The following is an 18452-nucleotide window of genomic DNA, read 5'->3' as shown; positions in this document are numbered from 1 at the left end:
TCTATAAACCAGTTTTAAGCTAACCTAAAAAATATGATGAAACAGAAACACGCAAAATCTAGTCAACAAATTATTAGGAGTTATTATAGGGATATAAAGAATAAATTACTTATGAGTGTTCTTTTATCTTTTTTTGTTTTCACAAGTATTCATGCCCAGGATATTACGGCTCCTCCAGTTAATATCGGAAGTGTGGATGATTTTTATAACGCCGTACATCTTTCCGAGAACCAGATTAAAACCCGCAAGATAAAGAAGTGTACCATCCCTGTTACAAAAGATTCGGTTTCGGCTCAGATTAATATTAAAAAAACTGTTGATGGTGAAGAAGTCATCATTGGAGAAGTTCAGGATAAAGAGGCTTCATCAGTAACCTTTTCTATTGCTGATGGGAAATTGAATGGCTATGTAGTAATTCCTTCTGATAGAAAGGCATTCAGGTATTTCTCTCAAAAAGGAAATGTATTTGTTGAAGAGGAAGATATTAATAAAGTTATATGCATCGATTTTAATAAATCTTTAAATGCTGAAAAAAGGGCTTTACCTGTCCAAGCTCCGCCTTCCGGATCAGCAGTGTATAATCTTCAAAGTTTGGCTGGAGCTGTTGCCGTTGCCTATCTGGACTTTGACGGACAAGTTGTAACGGGAACAAGATGGAACGGTGGGAATACTATCAATGCCTTGCCTGGCAATTTTTCAGAAACTGAAGTGACTAATATCTGGAAAATGATCAGTGAAGATTACAGAGCTTTTAATATAAATATTACTACGAATGAAGCTGTGTTTAACGCTGCCCCTAAAGGTAGAAGGATCAGATGTATTTTTACTCCTACAAACACTGCTTCTCCTGGTGCTGGTGGCGTTGCATATGTTAATTCTTTCAGATGGACAGATGATACACCTTGCTGGGTTTTCAATAGCGGCACTAAAGGTGGTGGTGAGGCCGGTTCTCATGAAATCGGACATACTTTAGGCCTATCTCATGATGGTAGAACCTCACCCAAAGAAGATTACTATTCCGGACAGGGAATCTGGGCCCCAATCATGGGGGTTGGTTACTCTAAGGGGCTAGTTCAGTGGAGTCGTGGAGAATATGCAAATGCTAATCAAACTCAGGATGATATAACCATTATCTCTGGCACAGGAAATGGATTCGGTTTCAGAACTGATGAGGCGGGCAATACCAATGCTACTGCTAAAGCACTGTTTGTGTCTCAGTCTGGAGTGGTGGCGGAAGCTCAAAATTATGGCATTATTTCACAGAGAACAGATGTCGACATCTATTCATTTACGACCTCAGGTGGTACTGTTACTTTAACGATTAATCCAGCTCCGTCTTATCCTAATCTTGATATAGTTGCTACTCTTAAAAATGCTTCGGGAACAACATTGGCTACTTCCAATCCCACAGCCTCTGCTCCAAGTAGTCAGACAGGGCCCACTGCAATAAATGGTTTGTATGCTTCATTTAACATAAACCTCTCTGCAGGAACTTATTATTTGAATATTGATGGAACAGGGCAAGGAGATCCTTTAACTACTGGATATTCTGATTATTCCTCTCTAGGTGAATATTTCATATCAGGTACTATACCTATGAGTCAGGTTAATCAGAAGCCTGTTGTTAAAATCACGTCTCCTCTTAACAATGCTGTATTTATAGCACCTGCCAGTATAAATGCCACAGCTGTCGCAACGGATGCCGATGGGACGATAAGTGAAGTTTCATTTGTAGGCATTGGATCATCGGTGTCAGATGTTACCAGTCCATATAGCGCTAGCTGGAATAACATAGCAGCAGGTACTTATAAAATTGTAGCGAATGTTAAAGATAATAACGGAGGAGTGGGAACTGATACAGTAACGGTAACGGTTGTTCCTGCAGTTAATCAAAACCCTGTGGTAAAGATTACTTCTCCTACAAACAATGCAGTATTTACTGCACCTGCCAATATCAGCGTCACAGCTACTGCAACTGATGCAGACGGAGCTATAAGCGAAGTTTCATTTGTTGGCGTCGGATCATCGGTGTCAGACGTTACCAGTCCATATAGTGCTAGCTGGACCAATGTAGCAGCCGGTACTTACAAAATTGTTGCGAATGCTAAAGATAATAATGGAGGAGTAGGGACTGATACTGTAACTGTAACAGTGGTTCCTGCAATTAATCAACGTCCGGTTGTAAAGATCACCTCTCCTGTAAACAATGCAGTATTTACAGCACCTGCTACTATTAGTGTCACAGCTACAGCAACTGATGCAGACGGAACTATAAGTGAAGTTTCATTTGTTGGTGTTGGGTCATCGGTGTCAGACGTTACCAGTCCATATAGTGCTAGCTGGACCAATGTAGCAGCCGGTACTTACAAAGTTGTTGCGAATGTTAAAGATAATAACGGAGGAGTGGGAACTGATACGGTAACGGTAACAGTTGTCCCTGCAGTTAATCAAAAACCTGTAGTAAAGATTACTTCTCCTGCAAACAATGCAGTATTTACAGCACCTGCCAATATCAGTGTCGCAGCTACAGCAACTGATGCAGACGGCACGATAAGTGAAGTTTCATTTGTTGGCGCAGGAGCATCTGTATTGGATGTTACCAGTCCATATAGTGCCAGCTGGGCCAATGTAGCAGCAGGCATTTACAAAATTGTTGCGAATGTCAAAGATAATAATGGAGGAGTAGGGACTGATACGGTAACAGTAACAGTTGTTCCAGCAGTTAATCAGAACCCTTCTGTTTCAATTACCAGTCCGCTTAATAATGCTTCGTTTAATGCTCCCGCAAATGTCACTATTACAGCAAATGCTTCAGATGCAGATGGTACTATTTCAGGAGTGGCATTTTACAATGGATCATTGTTATTGGGGTCTGATAATACAGCACCTTATACTTTTACAATTACTGGAGCTGCAGCAGGTACATACAGTCTGACAGCTGTGGCGACCGATAATCTTGGAGGAAAAACAACTTCTTCTATAGTTTCGGTGAAGGTTGAAAATATATTAACTACTGGAATTAACGGCCCTTCTTGCCTGGTTGCAGGGCAAAGATATTTGTTTGTGCTATCTCCGGAAGCCACATTTACCAATATAAGTTGGTGGACCAATGCTCAGGCAACTATAGAGGTAGATCCTTTAGATAAAAGTAAAGTGTATATAACCTATTCAGCAAACATATCATCTGTCAGTATCAGTGCAGGAGTTAACTATTCTGTAAGTCCTTGGTACAAGCAATATGATAAAATTTTGAAGGTAGGAGGTTGCCCTTCTGCTGCAATAGAAGAAGCTGCCTTCAGTGCATTATCGGCTAAATCTGAGGAAAGCCTAGCAAGTGTGCAGGAGGAAATTTTGTTATCTTTAAAGCTCTATGATTTTCAAGGTAAAGAAATTGCCTATAATGGTGAATTAACTCTGGATTTTAATAAAATCAGCGAATATCTAGAAGACGGAGCATATATTGTCTATGGGGTCACAAACCAGAAAGTGATAAAGAAAAAGATTGTTGTACAGAGGTAAAAGATTTTCTTTTGCCTACTATAAAAAAAGACTGTCAGAATTTTCTGACAGTCTTTTTTATGTATTAGGCTTTGTGAAAGAAATGAAATTTATTTTATGAACTTGATTATTACCGGTTTTCCTTTATCAAGAATCTGAATAATGTATAACCCATCTGAATAGTTATTTATATCGATCCATTGATTTTGAATTTCATTTGTTCCTGAAACTATTCTTTTACCGCTTATATTATAGATGTCAAACTTTTCAATTGAATTAGATTGAGTTAATAGCCTTATTCCGGATCCATCTCTGGCAAGCTTATAATTTAAAGTATTTTCAGATACTGTTTCAGTATTTGAAGTAACCGCCGGAATGCTTGTATATAGATATTTTTTTTCTAACCCTGTTTGATTTATCAATGAAGATGCCCATTGTAGTTTAATATTAGCATCGCCACCGTTTTCATAATATCTGAATTCGAAAGGATAAAAAGTTCTCCCATTTAAATGAACAGTTTTTTCTTTGTTTTCAATTATTCCATCATGCCACTGATTAATGATAGTATCATTATCTATTAACAACATAAATCCATCATCACCAGTTGCAGTAAATGTATAATTGTCATCTAAAGGAGGTCTTAAATAGCCTTTCCAGCTAATCGTATAAAGGTCATTACCCAATAAGCTTGCATTGGGGGAGCCTTCTGCCCAATTGAAATCAATTTGAGTATCTGTGTGGATGTATTTTGGAGTTACACCAGCAAGTACAGCTAAGTCACCAAGATATGAACCTGTAAGCCCATCTCCTGAGGATAGATTGATGTTTGTAAAGAGGTTTTTTTGCGGGACGATTTGCTTGCTAATTGAAGGACCTTCCCACCTTAATTCAATAGCTGCCACCCAATCAGTCTCTTCAAATGTGACTTTAATCTTTTTCTTACCCGCGGTGTTGAAAGTGATATTGCCTGACTTCTCAATAAAATATTCAACCCCAGTATAAGCACCTGAAGTTTTATTGATTACAGCCTGGTTATCTATAGATAAATTACAATTATCATTATAGAAAGATTTTAGGTAAAATGTATACGTACCTGCAACTGGTATATCAATATATCCATCCCATGCAGCTTTAAAGTTGTTATCATCAATTGTTCCCATATCAGGGGAATCATATTGCCAGTTGAAGTTGATTTCAGGATCAAGTCTTTTAAGTCTGATACCATTTGTTTGGGTAGTAACGGAAGCCACATCGGAGTAAGTTGCCGTTAGTCCATCTCCGGTATAGCTCACTTCATCGCAATCATAAGAAGCGTATAAGTTTACATCTGTATTGGGAGTGGCAAATGTAATGAGCTTGGAAGTTTCTCCATCTGACCATCCTGTGAAGACACACATCTTGTTGTTTGTCGATATTACCAAAGGCGCTTCCAGGCTTCTTATAATACCTTTTACAGAATATACTGTTTCTCCTACCAGGTGATATGTTCCATCATAATTGATTTTAGCTTCCGGAACATTAGAGTTCACTTTAATGCCCACCAACTGAGGATAGATATCTACATAAGTAGTTGATGAAAATCCTTTTGAATCTGTAGCCTTTAAATATACCCGGAAGAATACATGAGGAGAGGTTTCTCCATTGTTTGGAACTGTGAAGCTGATTGGCAGGCTGGTTCCGGCTGTTGGTGCCAGGGCAGGGTGAGTATGAACATCATGATGAAGATCTACCCAGAAGGAAAGCGAAGTACCGGATAATGCCCCATCTTCAGCATCAGTAGCTGTGCCTGAAATTTTTAATACATCATTTGCTTTGTATTTGAAAGTGGCTAGAGGAGACGATATCACCGGAACAGGTCGTGTGTTCTGGATCACTGCAAGAATAGCCTCGGTGGAAGTGATGCTTGAAACGCTATTAGAAACGACACATTTAAATTTTGCATTATTGTCAGAAATTATTACGGATTGTACAAGTAAAGTATCGTTTGTAGCTCCTTCAATGAGTACTCCATTTTTATACCATTGATAAGAAAGTGGTTGAAGATTGCTATAAGCAGTGATGGAAAATAAAGTATTTTCTCCAACTACAAGACTGCTGTTTTGAGGATTTTGGTTAATAAATACTTCATCTGAATTAGTATATTTTATCTTCCATAATTTTCCATCATAACTAACTGTGTTAGAGCCCGCAGATCCGCCGTCTGAACCGTTTCTTTCAACATAATACATATCGCCATTATCAGCGAAAAGATACCATAGAGGACGATTCGCACCTGTTGCAAAGTCTGTTCTTATTTTGGTAACAGGATTCCATGAGTATATTTTTTCAGTACAGTAATCTCCAAAGAATATCTGACCTGTATATTCTGCTGGAAATGTTTTGTTGAGAGGATTGTAAAAGGAACATCCGATAATTGCACAGGCACCAGCTTCGTGCGTATAGAAATATTCTGGTCCCTGATAATTAGCAATACTTGTACTACCTGAATTACCTTCTCTGTCAGGCCATCCGTAAAATTTACCAGGTAATATCTTATTGATTTCTTCCGCAGTGCTGCCTCCTACATCCGTAGTGTAAAGCTGACCTAGAGCATCAAATTCGAATGCAAAAGGATTTCTTAAACCATAAGCATAAATAGATTTATTTATACCTGTTACGGATGCGTCATTATAGAATGGATTGTCTGTTGGAATGGAGCCGTCATCATTAATCCTTAGGATTTTACCTAATGTGTTGGTTAGCAATTTGGAGTTAGTAGAAACACCACCTTCTCCGGTGCCTATGTATAGCTTTCCATCTGATCCGAATTTAAGGCAACCTCCATTATGGATACCACCTACAAGAGTATCCAATTCTATCAAAAGTACTTCACTTCCGGGAAGGGTTGATCTACCATTATTAGTGGAGGTAAAACGCACAACTCTGTTTTTGTTCCTGTTTTTCGGACAGTAATAAGCATAGTAATATCCATTGTTGAAAAAGTTAGGATGAAGGGCAATGCTTATGAGACCTCTTTCATTAAAATCGTTTACTTGTATGTCTAATAGAGGACTTTCCAATAATAAATCATTTTGTACCACTCTTACTTTACCATTCTTTTCAGTGATGTAAATAATGTTGTTAAGCCCTTTGGTAATAGAAACAGGATTAAGACCTGTGGCAATTTCCTGTTCAATAAATCCGGGTGGCAAATCGGAGGAAAAAACACTTTTCAAGATAACCAACTGAATGAAAAGTGATAAAAGTACTTTAATTCTCATATGTATTTTAAGCTTTATTCTATTGCTTCCAACTAGGTACGAAATTAGGCTATAATGCTTTTAAAAATAAATATGATGGTATGTTTTTGTTAAAAAGAAATAAATCATATAACCGACAATTGAATTTGTTCAATATAATATTGTAAAAGTTATAATGGATATAGAGCTAGATTAATTGAATTAAATTTTTGAAATTGTCATCTTATTTTTTGTTGTAGAATAATTTCAAGTAACAGGTAACATGCATTGGCATTTGTTTACAGCCTTTTGAGAGTAGCTCTGTCGTATTGCTGATCAGGAGAAATGACCATAGTAGGTAAGGATCAGAGTGTTTATCCTTCACGGGTTTAGGTTTGATGAATTTCGGTTAAAATTTTTAAGTGGTAATAAAGTTGATGACCTGAATTTCCCCTAAGTTTGTATAAAAGATAATGATATATGTGTAATCCGGTAGTTGTGAATTTATTAGCCGCATATGGAGTATTCCTTATTCTATGTGGCATCATTTCAGTTATTTTTATTGGTCTCAAAGCCAAAACAGCCCTTATTTCTGGAGGTACTTCAGGAGTAATCTCTATTTTAATTTCCGTATTGATATGCAATCAGATTACCGTTGCAAAATATGCCGGTTTGCTGGTCGTTACCGCACTGTTTATAGTTTTTTCATGGAGAAGCACAAAGACTTTATTTACGCTGATGGAAATGATTGCAACTTCTCATGAAGATAAGAAAGGTAAAGCTATAGCTTTTCTTATCATCAGTTTGATGGCAGTAGTAAGCATTTTTACAATTATGATGCAGATTGTATACTGGTCCTGATTGATGAGTTGCATACCTTTACGGAACGAGATGAATACACTACAATATCTGATTAAACTTGCAGGCTTATTACAGATCATTCTTGTTGCTGGAAGCCTTTTAATACCGAAGTTGCTTAACTGGAAAAAAGAACTCTCTCAGGTTGCTCCGCTCATCAGGCAAATGTTCTGGACCTATGCAGGTTATATTATGATGACTAATCTATCTTTCGGGTTATTGTCTCTTCTTGCTCCTGAAGCTCTTACAGATCAATCTCTTTTGGCTGCCGTTGTTAGCTTGTTTATCGGACTCTACTGGGCTGCAAGAATAATGATTCAGTTCTTTTATTTTGACAGAACTTCAGCTCCTAAAGGCTGGATTTACTTTTGGGGAGAAGTTGGGCTCGTAGCAATGTTTGTCTTCTTTGCAATCAGTTATCTTTGGGTTTTTTATTCAAATATTTCTTAGTCATTAATATGATCCCCTCAGTCTATCTTAATGACTTACTATCAGTTGCGGCAATACTTGTCATTACAGTCTTGTTAGGGTATGTTGTTTCTAAATCCTCCAATTATAAACTATCTGTTTGTGTAGCATGGTTTCTACTTGCAGTAGGAATGTTTTTGACTGAGAGGTTAACTGAATCATTTCCTCCAGTATTAAGGATGTTATGTATCATTCTTGTTACTTTATTTGGAATGAAGACTGTTGTTTCAGTTGAATATTATAAAGGAAGAGAAAGCAAACTTACTTTTATTCAATGGATATCTTTTGTTGCAGGTTGGTTTGGTATGAGACCAAACCTTTTTGAGACCCTTGGTGCGAAGCCTCTGCAAGGAGTGGATGAACTGGTTAAATTTGGTGTAAAGAGAATAACCGCCGGATCTTGCTTAATTATTTTATCTGGTTATATATATACAAATTTAACAGAAACATTCTTTCAGATATTTTCTACGGCTCTTGCACTTATTGGATTAAGTCTTATTCTTCATTTCGGAATATTGAATATAAGCGCAGGATTTTGGAGGTCAAAAGGTGCTGCTACAAGGGCTCTATTCAAAGAGCCCATGCGGTCTGTAAGCCTTGCTGAGTTTTGGGGAAAGCGTTGGAATCTCGCTTTCTCAGAAATGACAGCGATAGCATTGTATCGTCCGCTTAAGCCAAAAATAGGTGAGAAAGCAGCCACAGTAACAGCTTTTGTTTTTTCCGGTCTGTTGCATGAGGTTGCAATAAGCGTTCCTGTAAAGGCAGGATATGGGCTGCCCTTGTTATATTTTTTTATTCAAGGGATCCTTATCATAATTGAAAGGAAGCTGGAGTATAGTGGCATATTAAAGAATAAGATTGTAGCCAGAAGTTGGGTGTTTGCAGGACTAATATTACCATTCCCTGTATTATTTCATGTCTGGTTTCTTAAAGGTATTATCTGGCCTTTGATTAGCTGGTAAGAATTATATATATAATTTTTAGAATATCATTTTTGTTGAAATTTTAAAAGTCTTTTATGTTAAAATCGAAGTATTGTTTTATTTTTTTAGTAGTACTATTTTTCTCATGTGAAGAAAACAGAGAAGATAAGTTTGAGGCAAAGAAAGATACGCCTAAAGCACTACAGAATTCAGATGAATTGGATGTTAGTAGTTTTAAATCAAGAAAGGGAACAAATCTTGTTAGTGAGTTATATCAGGAATTGATGGAAAAGAATCCTGAATTAAGAAAACTAGAGGATAGCAGGAATGAGTTCAATGAAGGGCATCAGATTTATATAAATCGTTTTGATGAATATGATAGTAAGTCTCAGGAATATTACAGAGATGCCAATTCATATGTAAAAACAATTAATGACAGTATTCTGAGAAAGAAGATTGAACATTTTCTCACTCATAATGAAGAAAAATATAAACATATTATTTCCAAACATACAGGTTTGCAGGATGATCTTTCAAAGCTTTCATCAACGATTGAAGATCGTCTAATTGTCCTAAAAGTACTCCTGACTCTTGAACAGATAGAAAAATACCAGAAAGACAATCTTCCAGAAACCAGAGAGCCTTCATCATTAATAAGAAAGGCTGATAGTGTGTCTAGAAAGGTTGAAAACCTTACTCCAAAATATTAATAAATATTGTATATACTTTCATAGTAATAAAAAAGGCTATCAGGTTGCCCTGATAGCCTTATTTTGATCTTTTATAATTTTTAAAATTTATATGACATTCTTGCTCCTAAAAATCTTGGTTCAGCGACATATCCAATTTTACTAGGCGCTGTAGCAGATACAAGTCCTGAATCATAGAAGTAACGTCTTGTCTTATCTGAGCTGAAAATATTATTTGCAAATACCATTACTGAAATTTGAGGGGTGATTTTATAAGATACTGACAAATTTACTTTGATGTCAACACCATACATATCTCTTGATTTCAGATCACTTATCAGTTTCGTTATCTCCGTTTTTATCGGAGCACTTACAGTATCAAATGCATTTTCGTATGCCTTCAGACCATCTTTCATACCTGCATATCCCCAGAGTATTCTTGAATCTGCATGAATGGTTAATCTATCTTTAAAGCATGAATAGTTCACAATGACTTTGGTAATATTGTTAGCATAGTTGCTTAAGTTATTTCCAACTCCATTAATGTAGACTGTCTGAGTTTTTTTGTTGGCATCAGTATATGTTACAGGTTGCCTAAAATCAGCATAACTGATACCGCTGGCAGTCACTTCAGACGACATGTCCCATCCAAATAGTTTTACATAGCTGTGGTTGATCGAAACTTTAACATTTTTAGCAGTATAACCAATCGAAGCTTCAAGTCCACCAGTATTAGATTTGCCTGTATTTAACACACTTTTAAGGTTTGAAGACCAGCTTAATACTTCGTTCTCGCTATAGAAGGCACTTAAATCACCTATTAACTTAGAATTATGAATGTAGGTATAAATCAGTTCTGTTCCTTTTAGCTTTTCAGGCCTTGACTGAACTCCTGCCATATGCTGCAATAACATCTGAGAGGCAGTATTCATTCTGTTTGATTGCAGGAATACTAGTCTGATATTATGTTTGCTGTTCAATTCACTGATGAATGCGATTCGTGGCGAGAATAACCATTTTGAATAAGTATCTTTGTCTATTCTATTGGAACCAATAATAGTAAGCAATGGTGAAAAACTGTATTTTGCTTCCCCATACATAGAGACTGTTGTTGTCGACCAACCATTTCCTACATAAATACCGTCTTTTGCTTTGATCCATCCTGCAGTAGCTAAGGCATCAGGGCCAATTGCTCCTGAAGACAGTGAATCACTTAGAATGTTTTTCTGGTCACCCATTCTGAGCATATTGTCATTTTGTCCCCAAGGTGCTCTCCAGGTATTCTTTACGATATCTCCACCTAGCGCAGCCTGGAACTTTTCATTATTACTATGATAGTAACCGACAACTCTTCCTGTAATCTGTTCCTCAGAATATGAATAATTTGCATGACGCAAGTTGTCAAGATCTATAACAGATTTAACAAATCTCATATCTACAGAATCGGATGTTTTTGCAGTATATGCAGGAGCCTGAAATCTATAACTAACATTATTTTCATTATCATAAATAAGGTTAGTATTCAGACTGAAGTTTTTATTGAAGTCAATCTTTTTTTCAAGCATTGCAAAATATTGCTGATTTTTCAATAACAAACTTTGTGTTGGCGTTCCGTTATATGTTGCTTTGGGGTTCACAGCTGATAAGGGCTTGTACATCTCATAGAAGTTTGAGTTGTTCGTTACCTGATTATATCTGGTGTAAATTTTAAAGCCTTTTGAAAGATCAAAATCAGCGAATAATTTCAATTGTGGAGCATTTCCATCAGCCATATAGCGATTCGGTGTTATTGTTCCCGGGACTTCACCTATATAGCCATATTTTTTAGTGTCATTAACTTTGAAAAGTTTATTTTCAGCGCCTTCTGTACCTTGTATGCTGCCATATAAAGTTACTTTTACCTTTCCTGCATCTAAATTCTGATGTATGCTTATTCCTTTAGAATTATAAGCACCTACATAGTTCGCATTTACTGTGGTAGAATTTCCATTTGCAGCTCTCTTGGTTGTAATGCTGATTACCCCTTGGATAGCTCCTGGGCCGTATGTTACGGATCCCGGACCTCTTATTATCTCAATTTTATCAATGTCATTCAAATCCCAGTTTGTAAGTTCTGAAAATGCTCCCTTATGACCTCTGTCATTTACAATGACTCCATTCACAAGTAATAGCATCTTAAGGTTCCTATCTGATGTAATACCACGCATACCGGTTTTAACTGACTCTGATGGATGATCCATCCAGAAAAAACCAGGTACATATACTTCCATCAAGTCAAGTAAGTTTCTTGCCCCACTTATTTTGATATCTGCTTCAGTTATTAAAGTGACGCTAACAGGTGTTGCAAATTGTTTTGTTTTTACAAGAGATCCTGTAGTCACATTAACATTCATAAGATCTTCCAGTGAAAGAAATGAAATATCAGCTTGTTCAATATTGGAAATGGTTTCAATAGGAGGGGATACTGTGTTTAAGGAATCGGACTGTGCTATACCTTTTGAAGAGATCAGACCCAAAAGAATTACAGCCCCAGCCTTACGCAATGGGTTTTTAATACTTACCATAAATTTTTAAGTGGATGGACTAGAATTTAATCTTTTCAAACGAAAGTGAGTAGGTGTGGGTTACAAGACTTGTTGTCAGATTGTATTGTTAAGTTTGCATGATGTAAACAGTTGTTTACCCAAATATTTATAAAATGATTTCTGTTGACAGAGTTATCGCAGAAATCTTAGGGATAAAAATTGTGTGACATTTAATTAACTTTCGATGTTAAGGGTATTTCCGTAATAGCCGTTGTTAACTAAATTTTTTAAATTTTTCTTTTGGCCATTCAATTAAGTTAATATAGTTTTTCTTTTCAACCAAATATCTGGATTGGTCGAATTGTTTGTTGTGTGCTAAATCTATCCTGAGTATAATGTATATTCTGGAGATAGATTTATGATGGTTCTGATGCATATCCTTATCTCCTTTACCCTAGAATTTTTTGTGTGAAATAAACTACTAATATGTAGTGATTTAAAAAATATAAAGAATATGGATAAATATTGAGAAAAGTGATCCTCAATTATTGAGATTATTAGATCTGAAAAATCTTTAACAAAGTTTTAGTATCTTTTGAAAATGAAGTCAACGAGATTAAAGGAAGTTTGTTATGTGTTTCTGAAGTTAGGTTTTATAGGGTTTGGAGGGCCAGCTGCACATATTGCGATGATGGAAGAAGAAATCGTAAACAAAAGAAAATGGATGAGCAGAGAGCATTTTCTTGATCTCATAGGTGCAACCAATCTGATTCCTGGCCCAAACTCAACTGAAATGAGCATGCATTGTGGTCACGAGCGAGCTGGCTTGCCAGGCTTGTTTCTTGGGGGAATATGTTTCATTTTTCCTGCAGCTCTTATAATGGGTGTATTTGCCTGGCTTTACACAGATTATGGGAGTATACCAGAGGTTAAACCTTTTCTCTATGGTATTAAACCTGCTGTTATAGCAATCATCATTAATGCGATCTTTAAACTCGGAAAAACAGCTTTAAAAAACTGGCAACTTGGTCTTATTGGAACTGGAGTAATCATAGCTTCAATGGCAGGTATTAATGAAATATATGCATTATTATGTGCGGGCATTCTCGCTGTTATTTGGTTCTCGGGAAGAGAGTGGGTAACGCCCCAAGGACTCTCTTCTTTTAGTCCATTTGTCCTTTCTGCTATACCTGTAGAAAAAAATATCACTCCTGCAGAGTTATTCTGGATTTTTATAAAAATCGGAGGAACACTGTTTGGCAGTGGATATGTGCTGGTAGCTTACCTTCAAGCAGAATTTGTAGATAAGACAGGTTGGCTGACTCAGGAACAATTACTGGATGCTGTAGCCCTTGGACAATTTACTCCCGGCCCTTTGTTTACAACCGCTACATTTATCGGATATCAAATGAATAGTTTACCTGGAGCTATTATTGCTACTGTAGGAATTTTTCTTCCTTCATTTTTCTTTGTTCTTGTATTAAATCCTTTTGTTCCAAAATTGAGAAGATCCAGGATAATGGGATATTTCCTGGATGGTGTGAATATTGGGGCTATTGGAGTGATGCTGGCGGTTACCTTTCAGCTTGGTAGAAATATTCTCATTGACTTCAATGGATGGATTATTGCTATTGCTTCTCTGATTGTAGTATTTGGATTCAAGAAACTCAATGCTACCTGGATTATTTTAGGAGGAGCTGTAGCGGGATATCTTTTTCATTTGATTAACATATGATATGGTCTGCAAGATTCTTTAGTTTTCATAAATCATATATACTGCGCTAAAGCCCTAGAATATTTTATTGAGGATAGTTTAAAACTGTTGATTCGAGGTAAATGACTACAAGATATAGTCTTGTATTATGATTGTTAATGAATTTTGTATTAAAAAGTTTGAAGATATCGATGAGTAATTTTAGATTTGTCTATCCAAGTTTTCAATAAGTTATAAAATATTTTTCTTAATATTCATACAAGATAAATTTTATGATAATAGCTAAGATTGAAGATAAGTCTCTTGTGGTGGATATATTAACCGCATCATTTGACCAGAATAAAAGCGTTAATTATGTTATAAAACAGGATGGGCAGAGGAAGGAAAGAATCCGAAAGCTGATGGAATATTGTTTTGAAAGCTGTTTTCAAAATGGAACAGTATATCTGTCAAAAGATCGCAATGCCTGCGCTCTTATATTATTTCCGGAGCAAGAGAAGGTTTCATTGAAGTCTATAGTGAATGACCTTAGATTAGCATTCTCTTGCATAGGCCCGGAAAGGCTTCTAAAAGTTCTGTCCAGAGAATCTAAGGTTAAAAGTAATTATCCCAAACAGTCTATTTTTTATTTGAGGTTTATTGGTGTTCATCCGGATTTTCAGAGAAAAGGAATAGGCAGCTCATTGATTATAGATATAATAAATGAAGCAAAGATATTGAAGAAGCCAATCTATTTAGAAACCTCGATGGAAGAAAATGTAAAGTTTTATAAAAACATGGGTTTTGAATTGTTTAATGAACTACACTTACCGCATCAATTATTTTTATTCAGAATAAATAATGATTAATATTCTAACATAACAGGAATGGTTGTATTTGGAACGCAAATTCATATAATAACTTTTTTAATCTCTTTATTTGAACTGGTTTTCTTTTTCTATCAGGGTATATATTTTTTGTCAAGGCCGTCAGATAAAAGCCGGCTGTATTATCTGATCCTTCTTTTCCTTTTAATTCAATATAACATAGTTGGAGCATTGTTCCCAGATAACAAAATTGATATTCCGATTACAATTCAGAATATTATTGCTTATATCGTTGCTTTGGTAATGTCCTTATATTTTATTTTTTATATATATAAAGTACTGGATTTGGCGAAACTGAGATTCTATGCTTTTCAAGGATCAATGATATTTATAGTCTTACCATTTATTTTTTTATTTCTGTTTCCATACATATATACCGGCGATCTTGAAATGTCAAGGAGACTAGTAGTGATAATTCCATTTATATATGTTATTGTTATGTTATTTTCTTTAGCTAAATCATTTAAAGAAAAATATCAGTCATGCACCGATGAGAGTAGTAAGGAGGAAATGATAGGAGTGCTTTTGGGGTTTAGTTTTTGGTTAACCCTTCCGATTATTGCATTTTTTGAAATTGATATAAATCATTTGTTGTTACCAATATTGAAATTTCATAATGGAAGCCAGGTTGCAGAAGTAATATCTACTAATCTCGGGCTTCTTGTGATGACTGTTCTTTTTATCAGGAAATCAATCAAACAATCGCGAGCAGAATATTACATGTTGTTAGATTCCCAAAAGATGCTTCAGGAGTTAAATTACAATTTAACATTAAAAGTAATAGAAAGAACAAGAGAGCTTGAAATTGCTAATGAAAGAAGAACAAATACATTTATCAACCTTGCTCATGAATCTAAAACGCCTATTACGCTTATAAGGAATTATCTTGAGGAATATATAAGCAAGTATGGAGAGGCTGAAGAATTATTAATTATTAAAAGAAGTATTGAAAAATTAACCAGAGATATTAATAATTTCTTTGACCTGGAGAAGATCAAGCGAGGAGATGATATTTATTTTAATGATCAGATTTGTAATGTTAGTGAGGTACTTAAAAATAATATAGAACTCTATAGGTCATATGCTAATAAAAAAAGTATTTTTCTTTCTTCTTATATTGATGATAATCTAATAGTGAAAGCTGATCCCGAGGGGATCTATCGAGTACTAAATAATTTAGTTGAAAATGCGATTAAGTTTTCATCTTTAAATGGTGTAATAGAAGTTACTCTAAAGCAGGATGGTGAAAATCTTTTGTTTGTTGTTAGAGATACTGGGATTGGTATCCATCCTGAGCTTCACGAAAAAATATTTGAACCTTATTTTAAAATAAATTCAAGTCATAAGAATATTCAGGGAATAGGTATCGGTCTTTCGATAGTAAAGAAGATTGTCGAAAGTATTGGCGGTGTGATAAGAATAGAAAGTAATCCGGCTATAGCTGCCGGAACTAAAATGATTATTGAAATTCCAATCTTACATCAGGAGCATTTAGGGGAGACAATAAGTATAGAATGTGGAGAGGTATATTTTAATGTAGATGCTTTATACGTTCCACAAGTTCTATATAATGCAGACAGGCCAAGTATCTTTATCGTTGAGGATAATATTGCACTACTTAATTACCTGGCAAAAAAGTTGAGTGAAAAATATAATGTATTAGTTGCCACTAACGGTAAGGAAGCATTTGATAGGTTGCAGGCCGTAACTTATGTAGATCTTATAATATCAGATGTAATGATGGATGGTGGAGATGGTTTTGATCTATATAGATCCATATTGAAACAAAGTAATCTGAATCATATTCCTTTTATTTTTCTTACAGCAAGAGATTCTTCAAAGTCAAAGATCGAAGGGCTTTCACTAGGGGCTGTTGATTATGTTCAAAAGCCATTCCTTGTCGAGGAGCTTGTTGCAAAAATAGATTCAATTTTATTGAACTTTGAAAAGCAGAGAATTGCATTAATAAATACTGCTTATAAAAACCTGCAGAAAAGAAATGACATAGATGTTATTAAAGTAGATAGCCAGAATAAATTTGAAATAAATTGCCAGAGGTACAACCTTACTACAAGAGAAATTGAAATTATAAACCTTATTGCCAAAGGTGCTACCTACAAAAGTATCGGTGAGCTTTTGTTTATTTCTGATAAGACTGTCGCCAAACATGTTAGAAATATTTTTGAGAAAGTTGATGTAAAGAAACAGGTAGAATTATTAAGCAAACTTGAGGTGTCGACTTAGTTAAATATTGGTGTCATGAAGTTAGCAACCTATATTTTATTTTTTTTGTTTATATATTCAGGAAATGTCCTGAGTCAGCCATATATTGATATAATTAACTTGAAATATCAGAACTTTCTTCCAGTTCAATATACCAATGATGATCATAAACTTGGCGTTAATGAGAACTATTTGAATTTAAATATTCCCATTCCTTTAAAAAATAAAGATGTAATACTTGCGGGTGGGACATTTGATCAATTAAGGTTTAGTTCTTCTCATGGAAACAAAGATCTTTATGCATTGAATCTTCAATTAGGCTATTTAAAGTATTGGAAGAATGCCAGGTGGAAAACATTTTTTGTTGTTTTGCCCAAAATCAGTTCAGACCAATTAAGAATAAATCAAGGATCATTTCAACAGGGGGGATTATTGCTTTTTACATATGTAAAAAGTCCTGATCTGCAATTCAAATTTGGGAGTTATTATAACAAAGAATTTTTCGGTAACTTTTTTATGCCTTTACTTGGATTGGAGTGGAAACCTTCACCAAGGATAAATATTTTTGGTGTTTTGCCAGGTTATATGATTATTGAGTATAAGGCAAGTTCAAAATTTTATTCCGGGATTTCTTATCAATGTCTTACGGCTAGTTATAGGCTCCACGATAGCGAAGAGTATGCATATGTAAGAAATGGCGATAAATTCTGGGGGCAAATGCAATTAAAGCTTTTTGCCAACTTCTATTTTAGAAAACATATTGTTGTTTATGGAGAGTTTGGCCATTCTCTTTGCAGGAAATATGAAGTTTATAACAAAAATAGTCAGAGAATAGGACACCCGATTTTACATAAAACCAAAGACGGCTTCATTTTTAATCTGGGGCTGGCGCTTAGGTTCCGTCAAGATACTCCTTCTTTAAATAAGCAAAAATGAGTTTGTTAATTGTTGAGATTTAGTAGGATTATATCCTTTTTGCTTTAAAATACTCTAAAATAAGTATATGAAATAGTCTATTTATAGTATTGATTGATGTTTCTATAACAACCATTTTTATTAATTAAATAAATATGGTAACTATGGGAATTCCAAAATGTATAATGGTAATTGATGATAATGTTACTGATAATTGGATAGCAGAAGGAATTTTCAAAACTTACAAAATTGCCTCGGAATACAGATTCGTTAGTAGTGAAAATGCTATTGAAAGTTTAAATCTTTATTGTCTAATTAATGGTAAATTCCCAGAGCTGCTTTTGGTGGATATTCAAAATAACAGGGAAAAGGGGTTTGGGTTAATTGATAGAATCAGAAAACATTCTGACTATCGTGAAAATGAAACAAGAATTGCTTTATTAACTTCAATTGTCGAATACACTTTGAGTTATGATAAGATAGGCAAGCAGAATATTGAACTTGTATTCATAAAGCCTTTGGATATCCAGGATTTAAAGAATCTTTTTATTTGAA

At 35.2% G+C, this 18452-nt stretch carries 12 protein-coding genes; 10 read left to right on the top strand and 2 right to left on the bottom strand.

The genetic code is table 11. The features are described from left to right. Positions 1-111 precede the first annotated feature (111 nt). Positions 112-3519, top strand: coding sequence for an Ig-like domain-containing protein (locus K350_RS31190; protein ID WP_051313124.1), 3408 nt, complete (start codon positions 112-114; stop codon positions 3517-3519). Between the two features lie 89 nt (positions 3520-3608). On the opposite strand, the gene K350_RS31185 is transcribed toward K350_RS31190, so the two are convergent. Beyond that, positions 3609-6758 carry a PQQ-dependent sugar dehydrogenase gene (locus K350_RS31185; RefSeq protein WP_051313123.1) on the bottom strand — a complete coding sequence of 1050 codons (3150 nt, stop codon included), beginning with the start codon at positions 6756-6758 and terminating at the stop codon, positions 3609-3611. Between the two features lie 438 nt (positions 6759-7196). Between K350_RS31185 and K350_RS0113365 the strand changes: the two genes are divergently transcribed. From K350_RS0113365 to K350_RS0113350, 4 genes are read left to right on the top strand one after another with little or no spacing between them, the layout of a single operon-like run. Then, the gene (locus K350_RS0113365; RefSeq protein WP_245598658.1) at positions 7197-7577 is read left to right on the top strand and encodes a hypothetical protein; all 381 of its coding nucleotides are present in this window, start codon (positions 7197-7199) and stop codon (positions 7575-7577) included. Between the two features lie 30 nt (positions 7578-7607). Beyond that, positions 7608-8024 carry a hypothetical protein gene (locus K350_RS0113360; protein ID WP_028980341.1) on the top strand — a complete coding sequence of 139 codons (417 nt, stop codon included), beginning with the start codon at positions 7608-7610 and terminating at the stop codon, positions 8022-8024. A gap of 8 nt (positions 8025-8032) precedes the next feature. Next, positions 8033-9004 (top strand): MBOAT family protein, encoded by a 972-nt coding sequence (locus tag K350_RS0113355; protein ID WP_051313122.1) that lies wholly within the window; start codon positions 8033-8035, stop codon positions 9002-9004. Between the two features lie 56 nt (positions 9005-9060). Next, positions 9061-9675: a globin family protein gene (locus tag K350_RS0113350; RefSeq protein WP_028980339.1), complete on the top strand. Its 615-nt coding sequence runs from the start codon at positions 9061-9063 to the stop codon at positions 9673-9675. Positions 9676-9755: 80 nt separating this feature from the next. On the opposite strand, the gene K350_RS0113345 is transcribed toward K350_RS0113350, so the two are convergent. Continuing rightward, positions 9756-12218 (bottom strand): TonB-dependent receptor, encoded by a 2463-nt coding sequence (locus K350_RS0113345; protein WP_028980338.1) that lies wholly within the window; start codon positions 12216-12218, stop codon positions 9756-9758. A gap of 562 nt (positions 12219-12780) precedes the next feature. On the opposite strand from K350_RS0113345, the gene chrA reads away from it, so the two are divergent. The 5 genes from chrA to K350_RS0113320 all read left to right on the top strand — a co-directional run bounded on the left by chrA (position 12781) and on the right by K350_RS0113320 (position 18451). Further along, positions 12781-13914 carry a chromate efflux transporter gene (gene chrA, locus K350_RS0113340; RefSeq protein WP_028980337.1) on the top strand — a complete coding sequence of 378 codons (1134 nt, stop codon included), beginning with the start codon at positions 12781-12783 and terminating at the stop codon, positions 13912-13914. 251 nt (positions 13915-14165) lie between these two features. Next, complete coding sequence (locus tag K350_RS0113335) at positions 14166-14741, top strand: GNAT family N-acetyltransferase (protein ID WP_028980336.1); 576 nt, start codon at positions 14166-14168, stop codon at positions 14739-14741. Between the two features lie 408 nt (positions 14742-15149). Next, positions 15150-17003, top strand: a complete 1854-nt coding sequence (locus tag K350_RS0113330; protein WP_211236745.1) for an ATP-binding response regulator — start codon at positions 15150-15152, stop codon at positions 17001-17003. A 15-nt stretch (positions 17004-17018) separates the two neighbouring features. Beyond that, positions 17019-17918: a DUF6268 family outer membrane beta-barrel protein gene (locus K350_RS0113325; protein WP_028980334.1), complete on the top strand. Its 900-nt coding sequence runs from the start codon at positions 17019-17021 to the stop codon at positions 17916-17918. A gap of 143 nt (positions 17919-18061) precedes the next feature. Further along, complete coding sequence (locus K350_RS0113320; RefSeq protein ID WP_028980333.1) at positions 18062-18451, top strand: hypothetical protein; 390 nt, start codon at positions 18062-18064, stop codon at positions 18449-18451. The last annotated feature ends 1 nt before the right edge of the window (position 18452 follow it).

Source organism: Sporocytophaga myxococcoides DSM 11118 (genome assembly GCF_000426725.1).
GTDB lineage: Bacteria > Bacteroidota > Bacteroidia > Cytophagales > Cytophagaceae > Sporocytophaga > Sporocytophaga myxococcoides.
The sequence above is the reverse complement of the archived record's forward strand: the minus strand, read 5'-3'. Positions and strand labels throughout refer to the sequence as shown.